Source organism: Pseudomonas sp. H1h, assembly GCF_000633255.1.
GTDB lineage: Bacteria > Pseudomonadota > Gammaproteobacteria > Pseudomonadales > Pseudomonadaceae > Aquipseudomonas.
In genome coordinates this window covers 111,230-130,094 of sequence record NZ_AYMJ01000011.1, presented here as the reverse complement: position 1 = coordinate 130,094, position 18,865 = coordinate 111,230, and the positions used below count along the sequence as shown (strand labels likewise).

Annotated in this window: 13 protein-coding genes; 4 read left to right on the top strand and 9 right to left on the bottom strand. The window is 62.1% G+C overall.

The features are described from left to right. Positions 1 to 12: 12 nt before the first annotated feature. A complete protein-coding gene (locus U862_RS0108510; RefSeq protein ID WP_025110003.1) occupies positions 13 to 525 on the top strand; it encodes an MgtC/SapB family protein in 513 nt (170 codons plus the stop codon). A 42-nt stretch (positions 526 to 567) separates the two neighbouring features. Here U862_RS0108510 and U862_RS30850 read toward each other — a convergent pair whose 3' ends face one another. Beyond that, positions 568 to 726 (bottom strand): hypothetical protein, encoded by a 159-nt coding sequence (locus U862_RS30850; protein WP_177327322.1) that lies wholly within the window; start codon positions 724 to 726, stop codon positions 568 to 570. A gap of 216 nt (positions 727 to 942) precedes the next feature. Here U862_RS30850 and U862_RS0108500 point away from each other — a divergent pair, with 216 nt between their 5' ends. The 3 genes from U862_RS0108500 to glgB all read left to right on the top strand — a co-directional run bounded on the left by U862_RS0108500 (position 943) and on the right by glgB (position 8,682). Further along, entirely contained in the window at positions 943 to 2,937 is a 1,995-nt protein-coding gene (locus U862_RS0108500; RefSeq protein ID WP_025110002.1) for an alpha-1,4-glucan--maltose-1-phosphate maltosyltransferase, read from the top strand. 169 nt (positions 2,938 to 3,106) lie between these two features. Then, entirely contained in the window at positions 3,107 to 6,448 is a 3,342-nt protein-coding gene (gene treS / locus U862_RS0108495; protein WP_025110001.1) for a maltose alpha-D-glucosyltransferase, read from the top strand. Between the two features lie 2 nt (positions 6,449 to 6,450). After that, positions 6,451 to 8,682, top strand: coding sequence for a 1,4-alpha-glucan branching protein GlgB (glgB, locus tag U862_RS0108490; RefSeq protein WP_025110000.1), 2,232 nt, complete (start codon positions 6,451 to 6,453; stop codon positions 8,680 to 8,682). Between the two features lie 159 nt (positions 8,683 to 8,841). On the opposite strand, the gene U862_RS0108485 is transcribed toward glgB, so the two are convergent. From U862_RS0108485 to glgX, 8 genes are all read right to left on the bottom strand, one after another. Continuing rightward, the gene (locus tag U862_RS0108485; RefSeq protein WP_025109999.1) at positions 8,842 to 11,430 is read right to left on the bottom strand and encodes an autotransporter outer membrane beta-barrel domain-containing protein; all 2,589 of its coding nucleotides are present in this window, start codon (positions 11,428 to 11,430) and stop codon (positions 8,842 to 8,844) included. A gap of 194 nt (positions 11,431 to 11,624) precedes the next feature. Continuing rightward, complete coding sequence (locus tag U862_RS0108480) at positions 11,625 to 12,407, bottom strand: endonuclease/exonuclease/phosphatase family protein (protein ID WP_025109998.1); 783 nt, start codon at positions 12,405 to 12,407, stop codon at positions 11,625 to 11,627. A 194-nt stretch (positions 12,408 to 12,601) separates the two neighbouring features. Continuing rightward, positions 12,602 to 13,360 (bottom strand): PIG-L deacetylase family protein, encoded by a 759-nt coding sequence (locus tag U862_RS0108475; protein ID WP_025109997.1) that lies wholly within the window; start codon positions 13,358 to 13,360, stop codon positions 12,602 to 12,604. 157 nt (positions 13,361 to 13,517) lie between these two features. After that, positions 13,518 to 14,204, bottom strand: a complete 687-nt coding sequence (locus U862_RS0108470) for a glycosyltransferase family 2 protein (protein WP_025109996.1) — start codon at positions 14,202 to 14,204, stop codon at positions 13,518 to 13,520. Continuing rightward, positions 14,201 to 14,800 (bottom strand): SAM-dependent methyltransferase, encoded by a 600-nt coding sequence (locus U862_RS0108465; RefSeq protein ID WP_025109995.1) that lies wholly within the window; start codon positions 14,798 to 14,800, stop codon positions 14,201 to 14,203. Before U862_RS0108465 ends, U862_RS0108470 begins: the two co-directional genes overlap by 4 nt. Further along, a complete protein-coding gene (locus U862_RS0108460; protein WP_025109994.1) occupies positions 14,797 to 15,567 on the bottom strand; it encodes a PIG-L deacetylase family protein in 771 nt (256 codons plus the stop codon). Before U862_RS0108460 ends, U862_RS0108465 begins: the two co-directional genes overlap by 4 nt. Next, a complete protein-coding gene (locus U862_RS0108455; RefSeq protein ID WP_025109993.1) occupies positions 15,564 to 16,562 on the bottom strand; it encodes an acyl-CoA dehydrogenase family protein in 999 nt (332 codons plus the stop codon). The genes U862_RS0108460 and U862_RS0108455 overlap by 4 nt, the downstream gene beginning before the upstream one ends. A 1-nt stretch (position 16,563) precedes the next feature. Then, positions 16,564 to 18,723 carry a glycogen debranching protein GlgX gene (gene glgX, locus U862_RS0108450; protein WP_025109992.1) on the bottom strand — a complete coding sequence of 720 codons (2,160 nt, stop codon included), beginning with the start codon at positions 18,721 to 18,723 and terminating at the stop codon, positions 16,564 to 16,566. Between the last annotated feature and the right edge of the window lie 142 nt (positions 18,724 to 18,865).

The window sequence follows — 18,865 nt, the reverse complement described above, 5'->3', positions numbered from 1 at the left end:
AAGGACTGCCGGATGAACGCGTGGTGGCATGAAGTGTGGGAAACCCTGCAAGCGGAGTTCGCCGACATTGGCGACGCCTCGCAACTGACACGGATAACCGTGCGCCTGCTGATGGCGGCCGTGCTCGGCGGAATTCTCGGGTTTGAGCGTGAACACAAGGGCAAGGCTGCCGGTGTGCGTACGCACATGCTGGTGGCACTCGGGGCGGCGCTGTTTGTGCTGGTGCCGCAGACGTCCGGGGCCGAATCCGACGCCATGAGCAGGGTGTTGCAGGGCGTGATAGCCGGGATCGGTTTTCTTGGTGCCGGGACTATCCTGAAGAATCACGAAGGTGATGAAGGCCATGTCAAAGGGCTGACCACCGCCGCCGGGCTGTGGATGACGGCCGCCATTGGCGTGGCTGCCGGCCTGGGCAAAGAGGCGACGGCGCTGCTCAGCACCTTTCTGGCGCTGGTGATCTTCAGCGTGATGCCGCACATCGTGAAACTCTTTGAAAAAGACCCGCAGAAGAATGATCACCTCTGACCCGATTGCTCCCACGCAGGGTGTGGGAGCAATCCAAAGAACTCAGACGATCACCGGCGGCATTGTTGTCGGCGGTTCTTCCTTGGCCGGTGGCGTGGTGCCGGGTGGTTCCTGCTCCGGAATCGGTTGTGGTTCGGTCTCGGGCAGGGTGGGTTTGTCGATGTTCGGATCAGGTGTTTCGGCCGGAATCGGGATGTTCATCTATAGACCTCCGTGTGGCACATGGCGTGAGAAGTGCTTAAGTGGATTGACCACCTCGTGGCGATTTCGATCCGCTTTTTTGTCCAGGCAAATCCCTGTGAACTTTTCCCCGCGCCGGTCGCTCGGAACCTAAGTGAGTTCAAGTCGGGTCGGTGCCTCGTCGTGAATACTGATCCGGCACAAGAGCGTCCTTGGGGCGTTAAGGAGAGATGCTCGATGACTGCTGAAAAACCTTCAGAGCTGAGCTACAACCCGCACATGCCGCTGTCGCAGGCGCTGCTGCTGCCGCGCATAGTGATCGAAAACACCATGCCGACCCTCGATGGCGGGCAGTTTGCCGTCAAGTCGATTGCCGGGCGTGACGTCGTCGTCACCAGCAAAGTGTTTGCCGACGGGCACGACAAGCTCGCGGTGCGTATCCGTTGGCACGAAGAAGGCACAGAGACTTGGCAGAGCGAGGTCATGACCGACCTGGGCAACAACAGCTGGGAAGGGCGCTTTCGTCCCGAGCATCAAGGGCGCTTTGTGTTTTGTGTCGAGGCATGGATCGACCACTTCGCCAGTTTTCAGTACGAACTGGAGAAAAAACACCACGCCGCCGTCCCGGTCTCACTGGAGTTGCAGGAAGGCCGAAGCATGGTGCAACAGGCCGCCGAACGCAGCGAAGGGCCGCTCAGCGAACAACTCGCGGCACTGCACCACGAATTGTCCGGCCTGCTCGAAACCGAGCAGGTGGCGCTGTTTCTGCACCCGCGCAGTGCGCAACTGATGGCGCAGGCCGATCACCGCGCCTATCTGAGCCTGAGCGCCGAATTCCCGATGGACGTTGAGCGTGAACTGGCCGAGTTCGCCAGTTGGTATGAGCTTTTTCCCCGCTCGATCACCGACGATCCCAACCGTCACGGCACCTTTAATGATGTACACGCGCGCTTGCCGATGATTCAGGACATGGGCTTCGACGTGCTCTATTTCACCCCGATCCACCCTATCGGCCGCGCGCACCGCAAGGGCCGCAATAACTCCCTGACCGCCGGGCCAGATGATCCGGGCAGCCCTTATGCGATTGGCAGCGAGGAGGGTGGCCACGAGGCAATTCACTCGCAACTCGGCAGCCGCGAAGACTTCCGCCGGCTGGTGGCCGCTGCCGCCGGGCACGGCCTGGAGATCGCTCTCGATTTCGCCATCCAGTGTTCCCAGGATCACCCGTGGCTCAAGCAACATCCAGGCTGGTTCAACTGGCGGCCGGACGGCACGATCAAATACGCGGAGAACCCGCCGAAGAAATATCAGGACATCGTCAACGTCGACTTCTATGCGCCAGAGGCGATCCCCAGCCTGTGGGTCGAGTTGCGCGACATCGTGGTCGGCTGGGTTCATGAGGGCGTGAAGATCTTCCGCGTCGACAACCCGCACACCAAACCGCTGCCGTTCTGGCAGTGGTTGATAGCTGATGTGCGGGCGCTGCACCCAGAGGTGATCTTCCTCGCCGAAGCCTTCACCACACCGGCGATGATGGCGCGCCTCGGCAAGGTCGGTTACACCCAGAGCTACACCTATTTCACCTGGCGCAACACCAAGGCCGAGCTGGCGAGCTATTTCACCGAACTCAATCAATCGCCGTGGCGCGAGTGCTACCGGCCGAATTTCTTCGTCAATACGCCGGACATCAACCCGGCGTTCCTGCATGAGTCCGGACGCCCGGGGTTTCTCATCCGCGCGGCGCTGGCGACCATGGGCTCGGGCCTGTGGGGCATGTATTCGGGGTATGAACTGTGCGAGTCGGCCCCCGTGCCGGGCAAGGAGGAATACTTCGATTCGGAGAAATACGAGATCCGTGTCCGCGACTTCAACGCGCCGGGCAACATCATTGCCGAAATTGCCCAGCTCAATCGCATCCGCCGGCAAAACCCGGCGCTGCACACGCACCTGGGCTTGAAGGTCTACAACGCCTGGAACGACAACATTCTGTATTTCGGCAAGCGTAGCTTCGATGGCAGCAACTTCATTCTGGTGGCGGTGAGCCTCGATCCGCACCACGTGCAGGAGGCCAATTTCGAGCTGCCGTTGTGGGAGATGGGGTTGCCGGACGACGCCACGACTCACGGTGAGGACTTGATGAACGGGCATCGCTGGGACTGGCATGGCAAATACCAGTTCATGCGCATTGATCCGGCGTATCAGCCGTTCGGGATCTGGCGGATTACCACCTGAGCACCGACCCATTGTAGGAGTGAGCCTGCTCGCGATAGCAATCTTGCAGGTAACTATTTTGTTGAATATCAAACCGCAATCGCGAGCAGGCTCACTCCTACAGGTTGCTCGTCGTGTTTGAGTCAGGTGATCGGCTCACGGTTTTTCTAGAATTGAACAGGAGTTTCACATGGCGAAGAAACCCAAAGCAGCCACCTTCATCAAAGACCCGCTCTGGTACAAGGACGCGGTGATCTATCAAGTACACGTCAAATCGTTTTTCGACTCCAACAATGACGGGATCGGCGACTTTCCCGGCCTGATCGCCAAACTCGATTACATCGCCGAACTCGGCGTCAACACCATCTGGCTGCTGCCGTTCTACCCTTCGCCACGACGCGACGACGGTTACGATATCGCCGAATACCGTGGCGTACACAGCGACTACGGGACCATGGCCGACGCCAAGCGTTTTATCGCCGAGGCGCACAAACGCGGTTTGCGGGTGATCACCGAGCTGGTCATCAACCACACCTCCGACCAGCATCCGTGGTTCCAGCGCGCGCGCAAGGCCAAACCAGGTTCTGCGGCGCGGGACTTTTACGTGTGGTCGGATGACGATCAAAAATACGACGGCACGCGGATCATCTTCCTCGACACCGAAAAGTCCAACTGGACCTGGGACCCGGTTGCCGGTCAGTACTTCTGGCATCGCTTCTATTCGCACCAACCGGACCTGAACTTTGACAACCCGCAGGTGATGAAAGCGGTGTTGTCGGTGATGCGCTACTGGCTGGACATGGGCATCGACGGTTTGCGTCTCGACGCCATTCCGTACCTGATCGAACGCGACGGCACCAACAACGAAAACCTGCCGGAGACCCACGACGTCCTCAAGCAGATTCGCGCCGAGATTGACGCCAATTACCCCGACCGCATGCTGCTGGCCGAGGCCAATCAATGGCCGGAAGACACCCAGTTGTACTTCGGCGACACCGATGCGGCGGGCGTCAATGGCGACGAATGTCACATGGCGTTTCACTTCCCGCTGATGCCGCGCATGTACATGGCGCTGGCCCAGGAAGATCGCTTTCCGATCACCGACATTTTGCGCCAGACCCCGGAAATTCCCGCCAACTGCCAGTGGGCAATCTTCCTGCGTAACCACGATGAGCTGACGCTGGAGATGGTCACCGACAAGGAGCGCGATTACCTGTGGAATTACTACGCTGCTGACCGTCGCGCGCGAATCAACCTTGGCATTCGCCGGCGTCTGGCGCCGTTGATGGAGCGTGATCGCCGCCGCGTCGAATTGCTCAATAGCCTGCTGTTGTCGATGCCGGGCACGCCGACCTTGTATTACGGCGATGAAATCGGCATGGGCGACAACATCTATCTAGGCGACCGCGACGGCGTGCGTACCCCGATGCAATGGTCGATCGACCGCAACGGTGGTTTCTCCCGCGCCGACCCGGCAAGCCTGGTGCTGCCGCCGATCATGGACCCGCAGTACGGCTACCTGTCGGTGAACGTCGAAACCCAGGCTGGCGACCCGCATTCGCTGCTCAACTGGACGCGACGCATGCTCGCCGTGCGCAAGCAGTCCAAGGCCTTCGGGCGCGGCACGTTGAAGATGCTGTCGCCGAGCAACCGGCGGATTCTGGCCTACACCCGAGAATTCACCGACGCCGACGGCAAGCATGAAATCATCCTCTGCGTGGCCAACGTGTCGCGCAGCGCGCAAGCGGCGGAGCTGGATCTGTCGGCCTACGTCGGCATGGTCCCGGTGGAGATGCTCGGCGGTAACGCCTTCCCACCAATCGGCCAGTTGAATTTCCTCCTGACCCTGGCGCCGTACGGCTTCTACTGGTTCGCCCTGGCCACGGAAAACCAGATGCCGAGCTGGCATGTGGAGCCGGCGCAGAGCCTGCCGGACTTCACTACGCTGGTGCTGAAAAAACGCATGGAAGAGCTGCTCGAAGCGCCAACCCGCAACACCCTGGAGCAGGGCATCTTGCCGAGCTGGTTGCAGAACCGCCGCTGGTTTGCCGGTAAGGATGCGGCCATCGAGCAGGTGCATCTGGCCTACGGCGTACGCTTTGGCGATGCGCAGCATCCAGTGCTGCTGAGCGAGATTGAAGTGACCAGCGGCGGGCAGACCAGCCGCTATCAATTGCCGTTTGGTTTCATCGCGGAGGATCAGGTCGGCCCGGCGCTGCCCCAGCAGCTGGCGTTGTCGCGGGTACGGCGCGGACGTCAGGTCGGGCTGATCACCGATGCGTTCAGCCTCGAAGCGTTCATTCGCGCGGTGCTGCAAGGCATGCAGAACAACACGGTGCTCAATTGCGAAGAGGGCGAGATTCGTTTCGCCCCGACTGCACAGCTTGCAAAACTTGGCCTCGGCGCCGAGTCGGAAGTGCGTTATCTGTCGGCTGAACAATCGAACAGTTCGGTGGTGATCGGCAACAGTCTGGTGTTGAAACTGATCCGCAAGGTCGCCTCCGGGGTGCACCCGGAACTGGAAATGAGTGCCTGCCTGACCGAGGCCGGTTTCGAGAATATCTCGCCGCTGCTGGGTTCGGTGATCCGCCGTGATGCCAACGGCGAAGACAATCTGCTGATGATTGCCCAAGGCTATCTGAGCAATCAGGGCGATGCCTGGGAATGGACTCAGAACAACCTTGAGCGGGCGCTGCGCGATGAACTGGCCGACGCCATGTCCGAGCAGGAGCAGCATTACAACGCCCTGGGTGAGTTGAAGGACTTCGCCGCCATGCTCGGCCAGCGTCTGGGCGAGATGCACCAGGTGCTGGCGGCGCCGAGCGACAACCCGGATTTCGCCCCGCAGACCACCAGTGCCAAGGATGCACAAACCATCGGCAAGGACGTTGCGGCGCAAGTGGAGCATGCGTTGAAGCTGCTCAAACAGCATCAGGGCCAGTTGGGCGCGGCGGATCAGAAACGGGTCAAACATCTGATCGACGAAAAGAAAACCATCCTCACGCACGTGCAGGATCTGGCGAAACAAGCGGTCGGCGGGTTGCGCATTCGCGTCCACGGCGATCTGCATCTGGGCCAGGTGCTGGTGATCAAGGGCGATGCCTACCTGATCGATTTCGAGGGTGAGCCGGCACGGCCGCTGCACGAGCGTCGTGGCAAACATAGCCCGTACAAGGATGTCAGCGGAGTGCTGCGCTCGTTCGATTACGCCGCAGCAATGACCATCAACGTACACAACGTCGATCACAGTCCTGAATCCGAAGCGGCGCGTCATCGCGTCGCCGAGCGCTACTTGCGCGAGGCCCGCGAGGCATTTGTGCAGGCATATCGCCGGGCGGCAGCTAGTCTTGATCATGCCTGGCAGGATCCTGCAGGTGCCGACGCTGCGCTTGCGCTGTTCGGCCTGGAGAAGGCGGCCTATGAAGTGGCCTATGAAGCCGAAAATCGCCCCACGTGGCTGCCCGTGCCGTTGCACGGTTTGTATGGGTTATTGACGGGGCTTAAACCCTTTTCCGATCTTGGTGGAGAGTAGTCATGAGTTTCTCGAACAAGGAACAGGGTCACGCTAAAGAAGTGTTATTACCGGCGGCGCAGGACATCGATGCCTTGGTGCGCGCCGAACACCACGACCCGTTTTCCATTCTTGGCCCCCACGGCGATGGTGCCGGCGGGCAATTCATCCGGGCTTATCTGCCCGGTGCGTTGAAAGTTGAAGTATTGGACAGGGACAGCGGCGAAGAGCGCGGCGAACTGACGGCCACCGAAACACCGGGGCTGTTTGTCGGACACTTTGCGCAGGCCCGGCCGTATCGGCTGCGCACGCGCTGGGCCGGGGGCGAGCAGGTAGCGGAAGATCCCTACAGCTTTGGCCAGTTGCTCGGTGAAATGGATTTATATCTGTTTGCTGAAGGCAATCACCGCGACCTGAGCAGTTGCCTCGGTGCGCAACTGACCACCGTCGAGGGCGTGGAGGGCGTGCGCTTTGCCGTCTGGGCGCCGAACGCCCGGCGCGTGTCGGTGGTGGGCGATTTCAACGTGTGGGACGGGCGCCGGCATCCGATGCGCCTGCGGCATCCGTCCGGGGTCTGGGAGCTGTTCATTCCGCGCCTGCAAGCGGGCGAGTTGTACAAGTACGAAATTCTCGGCGCCCACGGCATTCTGCCGCTGAAGGCCGACCCGATGGCGCTGGCCACCAGCCTGCCACCGGACACCGCGTCGAAAGTCGCCGCGCCGCTGCAGATCAACTGGCAGGATCAGGAGTGGATGAGCGGCCGTCGCCAGCGGCAACAGCATTCGCAGCCACTGTCGATCTACGAGCTGCACGCCGGATCGTGGCAGTGCGAACTGGACGATCTGGGCGAAGTCGCCCGCCAATACACTTGGCCGGAGCTGGCCGAGCGGTTGATTCCTTACGTCAAGGAACTGGGCTTCACCCATATCGAACTGATGCCGATCATGGAGCACCCGTTCGGCGGTTCGTGGGGCTATCAGTTGCTCTCGCAATTCGCCCCGAGCGCGCGATACGGCACACCGGAGCAGTTCGGCGATTTCGTCAACGCCTGTCACCAGGCCGGTATCGGCGTGATTCTCGACTGGGTGCCGGCGCATTTTCCCACCGACACCCACGGTCTGGCGCAGTTCGACGGCACGGCGCTGTACGAATACGGCAACCCGCTGGAAGGCTTCCATCAGGACTGGGACACGTTGATCTACAACCTGGGACGCACCGAGGTGCACGGTTACATGCTGGCCTCGGCGCTGCACTGGTTGAAGCATTTTCACGTCGATGGCTTGCGGGTCGACGCGGTGGCCTCGATGCTCTATCGCGACTATTCGCGCAAGGCTGGCGAATGGGTGCCGAACCGCCATGGCGGACGGGAAAATCTGGAAGCCATCGATTTCCTCCGGCACTTGAATGACGTGGTCGAGCTGGAAGCCCCGGGTGCGCTGGTGATCGCCGAAGAATCCACCGCATGGCCAGGCGTCAGTCAGAGCACCCAGCAGGGCGGCCTAGGTTTTGCCTACAAATGGAACATGGGCTGGATGCACGACTCGCTGCACTACATCCAACAGGACCCGGTGTACCGCGCGCATCATCACAACGAACTGAGCTTTGGTCTGGTCTACGCCTGGTCCGAGCGCTTCATCCTGCCGATTTCCCACGACGAAGTGGTGCACGGCAAGCACTCGCTGATCGACAAGATGCCCGGCGATCGCTGGCAGAAGTTCGCCAACCTGCGCGCCTATCTGAGCTTCATGTGGACCCACCCGGGTAAAAAGCTGTTGTTCATGGGCTGTGAGTTCGGCCAGTGGCGTGAGTGGAATCACGATCAGCAACTCGATTGGTATCTGCTGCAGTATTCCGAGCACAAAGGCGTGCAGAAACTGGTTGGTGACCTCAACCGCTTGTACCGCGACGAACCGGCGCTGCACGATCAGGACGATGCGCCGCAGGGCTTCCAGTGGCTGATCGGCGATGATGCGATCAACAGCGTGTATGCGTGGCTGCGCTGGAGCAAGGACGGCAAACCGGTGCTGGTGGTGGCCAACTTCACCCCGGTGCCGCGTCAGTCCTATCGCGTGGGCGTACCGTTTGCCGGGCGCTGGACCGAGCTGCTCAACAGCGATGCCGACACCTATGCCGGGTCCAATTACGGCAATGGCGGTGGCGCGTTCACCGACGAGGTGGCGAGCCACGGGCAGTCTCTGTCGCTGGAGTTGAATCTGCCGCCGTTGGCGGTGTTGATTCTCAAGCCTGAGGGCTGATCCGGCACCACGTCGATCCTTTCGCGAGCAAGCCCGCTCCCACAAGTACGATGCAAGACCTGTGGGAGCGAGCGTGCTCGCGAAGGCGTCGGTCATGACACCGCAGGCCCCGGCCCTCAGTGATCGCATACAGCGCGAAAAGCGCGCCCGGCTATTGGTCTACCAACTGATGCGAACACCCAGATTTCCGGCCAGGCCACGCAGGTCATTGCTATCAATATTGCTACTGTAATCGGTGCTGGCGTAGACACTCACGGCGCGGTCGAGGGTCAGCACGATGCCGAGTCCGACATCCGCAGTCGAAGACTTCTGTTCGCTGTCGATGGTGTCGGTGCCGTCGAATGTCACTGAATCGGTGCCGGAAAAGGTGTGCCACAGATTGGCCCGCAGGTAGGGTTCCAGCGGCATCCCGTTGACCTGATAACGGCCCTTGAGCCGTGCGCCAAGACGCCCGGTCCAGGCGCCGTCGGAGTCGAACGATACCCGGGAGATGCCATCATCCTGGCTGTCGAGGGAGATGTTCTGGTGGATCACTTGCACTTGCGGCTCGACCAGCCAGGTGTCGTTGAGGGCGAACGGATAACCGGCCTCGGCGGAGAGCGTGAGCGCGTGGCCGCGGTTGTCCAGTTTAAGGCCGCGGTCGGAGCGGTTGTCGCCGTCGAATCGCGTGCCCATCGCCACCGTATCGATGTACCAGCCGCAGGGATCGGTCAGCGTCCAGTACAGGCCATAGCTGTCGCCCTCCAGCTTGATCTTGCCCGCACTGTTGTGTTCGAAGCCTTCGTTGAAACCGTCGACATCGCCTTGAATCCGGCTATGGCCGACAAACAGACCGATGCGTTGGGTCTGACCGCCAGAGGTCGGCGAGCTGTACAGATCGTTGCCGACCTGGAAGCCGTTGAGCGAGCCGTCCAGGCGCGGCGTGACAGTCCCGGCCCAGGTGTGGTCGAGGTTCTTGCCGTAGACCCGACCCCAACCGGCGCCAAACGCACCGGTCTCGCTGAGCAGGCGCTGTTCGCCCTGACGGTCGTGGAAAGTGCCGAGGGCGCTGAGGGTCAATTGTGCGGCGGCGGGCGGCAGCACTGACCAGGTTGGCACCTCGGGACGGTAGATCGGGATCGGTGCGGCGCCTGCCACGGCGACGGGCAGTACCGGCTGCACAGCCAATGCCGCAACAGGCGCAGCCGGGGGCGATGCCGGGGTTGTCGGCGAAGCCGGTTGCCCGGGAGGCGAGGGCGCGATCACAGGGGCCGGGATGATGGCGGCCGCGACCGGTACAGGCACCACTGGCACAAGAATCGGCGGCAGCGTCGGATCGGGATTGGGCACGCTCACCACCTGAGGCGCGACCACCGCCGAGCGCAGATACCAGCTGTTTTCGCTGCCGGCGGTGACACCGCCCTTGAACAGGTAGTAATCGTAGGCACCGGCTGAAATCGGGCCGTTGAGGACGAACGCGGAATTGTTGCTCACGGCAGTACCTTGGGCCTGTACCAGTTGAATGCCGTTTTCCAGCGTCAGCCCACCCAGCCCGCCGAGATTGCTGACGGTGATGGCGGTCATGCCGCTCAGGCTGCCGTTGTTGACCACCAGTTTGTCACTGGGTGCGCCGTCGCCATCGAGCACGCTTTGCAACAGCAACTGCCCGCCATTGCCGACATAGTTGCCATTGACCGTCAGTGTGTCATCGGTGCGACTGTTGTTGCGGGTCAGGTCAATGACCCCGGCGTTATTGAAAGTCACCGCTTGCCCGGCCACGGCAGGTGACACGGCGCCCTGGGTCGAGAACACGCTGCTGCTGGCGTCGACGTTCAGCGTACCCGTGCCACTGACAACATCGCCCAGCAGCAAGGTGCCCGAGCCCAGTTCCAGTTGCGAGGCGTTGTTCAGGTTCACTGTTTCCCAATGGCTGAAGCGCGCCGGCAGTGCGGTGCGGGTATTGTCGAAGGTCAGCACATCGTTGCCGGCGCCGCCATCCACGCTCGGTGTCAGCGTGAGCAGGCTGTCATCCAGATTGCGCAGCGTTGCGTTGTCGTTGCCGTCGCCCATCAGAATTGCCGAGCGGATTATCCCGCCGCTCCACAGCAAGCTGTCGTCACCGGCGCTGGCGCGAATCTCACCGCCAATTTCACCGCCGGTCACGGTGATGCTGTCGTTGCCACCACTGACGCTGATGTTGCCGCCGATGCGCCCGCCGGAAACGATAATGGTGTCGGTGCCGAAGCCGGTCACCAGATTGCCGAGGATCTGCCCGCCGGACAGATCGAAGATGTTGTTGTCGAGTTTCATGTCGACGCGGCCGATGGTGCCGCCGGTCATGCGCGCAACGTCGCCGTCCTCGAAGGCACCGACGATGGTGCCACCGGTCATCAGAAAGGTATCGCGGCCGTCGCCCTGTGCCAGCGAGCCAATGGAACCGCCGCTCATGACGAAGTCGTCGATGCCGGCACCCTGGCTGACCGCGCCGGTAATCACCCCCGATTGCATGTTCACCCGGTCGGCGCCGGCGCCAAAGGTCACGCTGCCATTGATCTGTCCGGTGCCGTTGGCGGGGAAGGTCAGGCTGTTGTTGCCGGCAAGATCAGTCAGCGACCCGCTGCTGCCGCTGTCACAGGTGAAGGCGTCGTTGCCGGGACCTGCAATCAGCGAACAGGCAGCAGAGGCGGGTGGGCTGTTGAGCAACAGGAGCGAGGCAGGCAGGAGCAAAGCCTGCGGCAGTGACCGCAGGTGTCTGGTGTAGCGCGTCATGGCAATTCCCTTCGGCTGAATTCGGGAAATCCATCCTTGAGCGAGCCTTGGCTCGGCCTCCCGATACAACTGAGGCACAACGTGAGAACCATGCTCTAACGAATTGAATGCGCTACTCCTTGAGCTGTTTTAGGTGTAGAAGGTTTTGCCCGTCGATCAAGCAGGGCTGACCAACGGTCATGTCAGAACTGCGTTTACAAATGCACTTCAACCGCCAGCGGCAAGTGATCCGACAGGTGTGTCCACGGCCTGTTGCCCAGTATTTGCGGGTCGTGGCTGCTGGCATTACGCAGGTAGACCCGGTCTAGGCGCAGCAATGGAAAACGTGCCGGATAGGTCTTGGCAGGACGACCGTGGTGGCGCTCGAACGCTTCGTGCAAGTCATCGCGGCGGGCGAGGGTCAGGTTGCCCTGCAACTGCCAGTCGTTGAAGTCACCGGCAATGATCACCGGTGCATCGTCGGGCAGTGATTCGAGCAACTGGCAGAGCAGTTGCAACTGCAGTTGCCGATGGCTTTCCAGCAAACTCAAATGCACGCAGATCGCATGCACTTCGGCGTGCCCCGGTACGTCCAGCACACAATGCAGCAAGCCTCGGCGTTCGGGGCCGGTGATCGACACGTCGAGGTTGCGGTATTCGCGGATCGGGTACTTCGACAGCAGGGCATTGCCGTGGTGACCATCGGGGTAGACGGCATTGCGCCCGTAGGCGAAGTCGCTCCACATACTGTCGGCGAGAAATTCGTATTGCGAGGTTTGCGGCCATTCGTTGTAGCGATTGGAATGGCGTTCGTGTTCACCGACCACTTCCTGCAGAAACACCAGATCGGCGCAGGTGCTGCGCACTGCTTCGCGCAGTTCCGGCAGGATGAAGCGCCGGTTGAGGGCGGTGAAGCCCTTGTGAGTATTGACCGTCAGCACGCGCAGGCGCTGGATGACGGGGGCGTCGACGGCGTGACGCTTGGGATCGCTGGACACGTTCACTCCTCTGAAAACGGCTTCCTTCTTATGCGACTGATGCAGTGGGGCGGCAGTTCCTTGTAGATGCGGTATGAGCGCAGGCAAAAAACTGTGGGAGCGGGCTTGCTCGCGAAGACGGCGGGTCAGACACCTGTGATGTTGCAGGTGACGACCTGTTCGCGAGCAAGCCCGCTCCCACAGGGTTGTGTGCTTCAGACGAAGACTATTTCGTAGGGCAGGCGCATGCGCTCCAGGATCACCCGCGGCAGCAGGGGCGCGATGCCGATGGCCGGTTCGCCCTTGAGCTGGCTGGCATAGGCATGGGTGGCGTGGCTCTTGCGCGCGACAGTCCAGGTGTCGAGCCGCAATTTGCGCGCACGTTCCCAGGGGATCAGGTGCTGATCGCGTTCCGGCCAGTGCCAGGCCCAGACCGGCACGTCATGAAAGGTTGCTCCGACCTGCGCTGCCGCTTTGGCGCTGGCATTTCCGACCGCCTCGTGGTCGTCACTGCCGTCGCCGGCCCAGGTACTGAAGACCACATCTCCGGGGCGCAGGTAGCGCGCGATGAAGTCGGTGAGGTCGGCTTCGCGCTCCAGCAACGCATTGTCGGTGAACCCGCCGCGTACCCATTTCAGGCTGTGCATCGGCAGACCGAGGCGGCGCAGGGCTTCGACGCTTTCTTGCGGGCGGAATACGCTCAGGCGTTTTTCCGACCATTGTCGCGAGCCGGGGTGGCTGGCGCTGCCGTCAGTGATCGAGAGCAATTGCAGGGGGTGGCCGAGGCTGGAAAGTAATTGCAGGAGGCCGCCGCAGGTCACCACTTCATCACCAGGATGCGGTGCGACCACCACCGCTCGGGCACCGGGGGGCACCAGACTGTGGGTGTTGATGACGGGAATGTTGTCCAGCTGCGGGGCGCTGTTCCATATCTGCGCCGGCAGCGGATTGTCGCTGAGGGATAACGGTTTCATGGGTGTTACGTCCTTGTCGTGTCTGGCCCTCAGTCGTACAGACGCCGTGGAAAATCAGGCGCGCGCGACCCGTGAAGGCTGATGGATTGCCGTGCGACGCTCCGAACCCTGGATTGCCGCGCAGCAGAGTATTGCTCATGACGGCCGGTTCGTCGCGTCACAGATCAATCTGATCCGCTTTTTTTTGATCGAGCTGTGCCAAATGTCGCAGATAATCACCGAATCCACCGCGTGCACGACTGTCCAGTCGGGCGCTGGTGTGCACTTGCGGGCGATGGCTCCAGGCGATGTCGGCGCCGGACAGTTCCAGTTGCCGCACCAGTTGCACGTCTTCATCGCAGGCCAGCGGTTCGAAGCCGCCAGCCCAGCGGTAGGCGTCGGCGCTGATTCCCAGGTTGGCGCCGTGGATGTGCCGATGCCCGTCACGCGCCTGATAGTGGCGGTGATAGCGGATCTGCGCGGCCTCGTCGAACGATTGATCCCAATGCTCGACGGTCACGGTGCCGCACACCGCGTCGGCCCCCAGCCCCAGTTGCGCCACCAGCCAGTCATCGGCCACCCGGCTGTCGGCGTCGGAGCAGGAAATCCACCGCGCACCGCGCTCCAGCAGGACTTGCGCACCGGCGGCCCGGGCCTGACCGACATTGCGCGCGTCGATGTGCAGGCTCAGCACGGGAAAGCCGCTGACGATCTGCGCCGAGCGGTCGGTGCAGCTGTCGAGCACCACCAGCACTTCCACCGGTTCGCCGGCCAACAGCCCGTGCTTGCTGGCGCGCAGCGCAGCGGTGAGGCATTGCCCCAGCAGGTCTTCCTCGTTGTGTGCAGGAATCAGAATGCCAATCATCTCAGGCCCTCCAGCGCTGCCACCGAGCGCGGCTCGCGACTCCAGACTTCGAGAATAAAGTCGGCTTCCTGGTGCAGTGCCAGGCGCGGCAGCGGCAAATGTTCGTGGATCAGGTCGTGAACCTGACGTGCATTGAGCGGGCAGCCTTCGATTGGCGGGCGCCAGTGACAGGCCAGCAATTGCCCGTCGGCGGTCAGGCAATCACTGATGCGCCGGATTACTTCTGTCAGATCCCGGGCATCGAGGTAGTAGCCGATTTCGCTAAATACAATCAGGTCGAATTTTTCCTCCGGCCAGTCGCCGGGCAAGCGACTTTGGCGCACTTGCGCATGGTCAAAAAGACTCAATCGGGTACGCGCCAGACTCACCGCCGCACTGGCGGTGTCGCAGCACAGCAGACGGTCGCAACGGCTGGCAAGTTCGGCGCTGAGTTCGCCATTGGCGCAACCGGGTTCGAAGATTGCCCGGTAGTGCGCGCGGGGCAGCGCAGCGAGAGTGATCGCGCGTTTGCGCTGCTCGTACCAGCGTTCGCGAAAGGCCCAAGGGTCATCGTTGGCGCTGAACAGGCCGTCGAAGTAGCGATCATCGACGCTCACAGGAACACCACTTCGAAAGGTTGCAGCAGCCGCTCCAGCACGTAGGGCGCCAGCACTGGCGGCAGTCCGGCCTGCGGATCGCCTTCCAGTTGGCTGGCGAATGCATGCACCGCGTGGCGTTTGCGCGCGACTTGCTCGGTGGATAACGCAATCTTGCGCGCCCGATGCCACGGCACCGAGGCATCTTCGGGATCGGCCCAGTGCCAGGTCCACACCGGCAGTTCGTGACAGCTGGCGCCAACGCGCCGGGCGGCCTCGATGCTGGCGCGGCCGACGGCTTCGTGATCGCAATGGCCATCCTCGGCCCAGGTACTGAACACCACGTCGCCGGGGTGCAGGTGGCGTTCGATAAACTCGACGAGCGCCGGCTCCTGAGCGGCGACTTGGGTATCGGTGAAACCGCCGCGCAGCCATTTCATCCGGTGCAGCGGCACACCGAGGCGCCGCAGGGCTTCGGCCGATTCCTGCGGACGCACCACGCTCAAGCGTTCGACCGGCCAGCGCTCGGAGCCCGGGTGGCTGGCGCTGCCGTCGGTGACCGAGATCAGTTGCAAGGGCCGGGCAGCCGCAGCGAGCAGTTGCAACAGCCCCCCGCAACCGAGGACTTCATCGTCCGGGTGCGGAGCGACGATCACGGCGCGGGCACCGGGTGGTACCAGACTAAGGACATCGATGCTGTCCAGCGCAGCCAGTTGCCGGGAGTGTTGCCATTGGTCCAGGGAAGTGCCTTGGCCGACGATCGGGTTGGGTTTGCTGGCAGCGTTCATAGTATCCAGGCCTCCTCGGAGTGTTCGGCAATCTGTTGGCCGAGGGCAGCCAGGTCGCGCTCGGCGTGGCTTTGGCGCAGGAATACCGGCAGGTCGGCGCTCAACCGGGCGAAGTGCCGATCCTTGCAGAAAGGACCGGCACCGAGCGCTCGCCCGACTTCGCGCAGTACTTGCTCGGCGGTTTGTTCGATCACGGCGCGAGCACGCCGGGCCAGCAATTGAGCATTGGCCTCGGGGTGCGTGTCGATGTGCAGCGCACTGAAGCGCAGCACGCTGGCCGCCGCGTACAACGCCGAATCGACCGCGCCGAGGTGGGCGAGGGCGTGCGGCTCTTGGCGTTTTGCACAGTGTTGGCGCAGTGCTTCGGCGATCTGCCGCGCCGCGCCGTACCAGCACGCGGCGATACCGATCCCGCCTTGCCAGAAACCGGGGCGCTGCAGGTAATCGCCGGGATTGCCGATGGCTTGCGCTTCGGCGCCGTTGAACTCTACTTCAACGCTGGCGGTGGCCCCCATGCCGACGGCTTGCCAACCCTGATCGGTGATGGTCACGCCCGGTTGATCAAGCGCCACCGCGACCAGTTGCTGACGTTCATCAGCGTCCCACGCGGTCAGCAGCGCATGGCTGAGTACTGCCGCGCCGGAGCACCAGGCCTTGCGCCCGTCGAGGCGAACCATGTGCCCGGTCGGCGTTACGTGCACCCGCGCCTGCGGCGGTTCGGCCGCCCACATGCCCCAGGTGCTGCCCGGAGTGGGCGAACCGCCGAGTTGTTCGATGATCGCCAGCGCGTCGGTGTGGCCTTCATACAGTTTGCACAAACCCAGATCGTGTCCGCCGACTTCCGCCAGGCGCTGAAAGCGCTCCAGCGTACGGCCACTGCCGGGTAGTGGCAGTTGATCCAGCCCGGCCTCGACCATCGCCCGCAGGCACTGGCCGAGGGATTCGCTGTCGGGATAGTGCGGCGGGCGACGCGCCAGATAGCAGTGCAGGTCCATGTCAGTCTTCTTCTTCGCGTTGCAGCTCGAACAGCAGCAGTGAACGGCCGGTGACGGAATATTCATGGCCGAAGTCGAAGCGCTCCTGACCGCGAACCGCCGGTTGATTGGTGTCGACCATGCACGTCCAGAAACTGCCTTCAGGCACTTCCGGCAGCGTGAAGTTGACGATGTCGTGATGCGCGTTGACCACCAGCAGCAATGTCGCATCGCCCCCCTTGCGGCGGATCCCGGTTTCCTGGGCGCGGCCATCGAGGAGCATGCCCAGGCAACGGTTATGCGCGTCGTGCCAGTGTTCGGTGGTCATCTCGGTGCCGTCCGGTGCGAGCCAGGTCACGTCCTTGACGCCGATATCCTCGTTGTATTCGCCGACCAGAAAGCGTCCGCGCCGCAGGATCGGATAAGCCATGCGCAACTTGATCAGGCGCTTGACGAACTTGAGCAGTGCCTTGCCGTCCTCGCTCAGGTCCCAGTTGACCCAACCGATCTCGCTGTCCTGGCAATAGGCGTTGTTGTTGCCGTCCTGGGTGCGGGCGAATTCGTCGCCGGCGACGATCATCGGTGTGCCCTGGGACAGCAGCAGGGTGGCGAAAAAGTTGCGCATCTGCCGGTGGCGCAGCGCATTGATTTCGGGATCGTCGGTCGGGCCTTCGACGCCGTGGTTCCACGACAGGTTGTTGTTGCTGCCGTCCTGATTGTTCTCGTCGTTGGCCTCGTTGTGCTTGTCGTTGTACGACACCAGGTCATTGAGGGTGAAACCGTCGTGGGCGGTGATGAAGTTCACCGAAGAGTACGGCCGCCGCCCGCGCTGGTTGAACATCTCGCCCGACGCGGTCATGCGGCTGGCGAAGTCGGCGACCTGGCCGTCGTCACCTTTCCAGAACGCGCGCACGGTGTCGCGGAACTTGTCGTTCCACTCGACCCAGCCCGGCGGAAAGTTACCCACCTGATAACCACCGGGACCGCAGTCCCACGGCTCGGCGATCATTTTCACCTGACGCAGCACCGGGTCTTGGCGGCAGGCGACGAGGAAGCTGTGACGCTCGTCGAAACCGTCGTGATAACGCCCGAGAATGGTCGCCAGATCGAAGCGGAAACCGTCGACATGCATCTCGCTGGCCCAGTAGCGCAGCGAGTCGGTGACCATTTGCAGAACGCACGGGTGGCTCAGGTCGAGGGTGTTGCCGGTGCCGGAATCGTTGATGTAGAAGCGCTTGTCGTCGGGCATCAGCCGGTAATACGAGGCATTGTCGATGCCGCGCATCGACAGGGTCGGGCCTTGCTCATTGCCCTCGGCGGTGTGGTTGTAGACCACGTCGAGGATCACCTCCAGATTGGCCTCGTGCAGGTGCGCCACCATCTCCTTGAACTCAGCGATCTTGCCGCTGGCCAGGTAGCGCGGGTCCGGGGCAAAGAAGGCGATGCTGTTGTAGCCCCAGTAGTTGGTCATGCCCTTGTGCAGCAGGTGCTGGTCGTTGACGAAAGCATGGATCGGCAGCAATTCCACACTTGATACGCCGAGCTTGCGAATGTGTTCGAGCACATCGTCGACCATCAACCCGGCAAACGTGCCACGCACGTTCTCCGGCACTGCCGGGTGACGCATGCTGATGCCGCGCACGTGGGTTTCATAAATGATCGTCTTGTCCCACGGCACGCTGACGCGGTGGTCGTTGCCCCAGGTATGCGCCGGATCAATGACCTTGCACTTGGGCACGAATGGCGCGCTGTCGCGTTCGTCGAAACTGAGGTCGGCATCCGGGTGGCCGATGGTGTAGCCGAACAGCGCCTCGGACCATTTCAACTGGCCTACCAGTTGTTTGGCGTAGGGGTCGATGAGCAATTTGTTGTGATTGAAACGATGACCATTGGCCGGGTCATAAGGCCCATACACGCGATAGCCGTAGATCAGCCCCGGGTGGGCATCGGGCAGGTAACCGTGGAAAATCTCATCGGTGTATTCCGGCAGTTCGATGCGTTCGAGTTCGACTTCGCCGGCATCGTCGAAAATGCACAGTTCAACCTTGGTGGCGTTGGCGGAAAACAGCGCAAAGTTCACCCCCAGACCATCCCAGGTCGCACCCAGCGGGAAGGGCAGGCCTTCACGGATTCTCGAGGGCTCGGCGTGCGCTGCGGGCTCGGCTTGCTTTGGACGGGTCATGATTGCTCCTGCAAAAACGGGGAAATTCTCGGCTGATACAAAACCTAGTAGGAGTGAGCCTGCTCGCGATAGCGGTCTGACCTTCAATCCGGATTTCGCCTGATATATCGCTATCGCGAGCAGGCTCACTCCTACAGGGAGG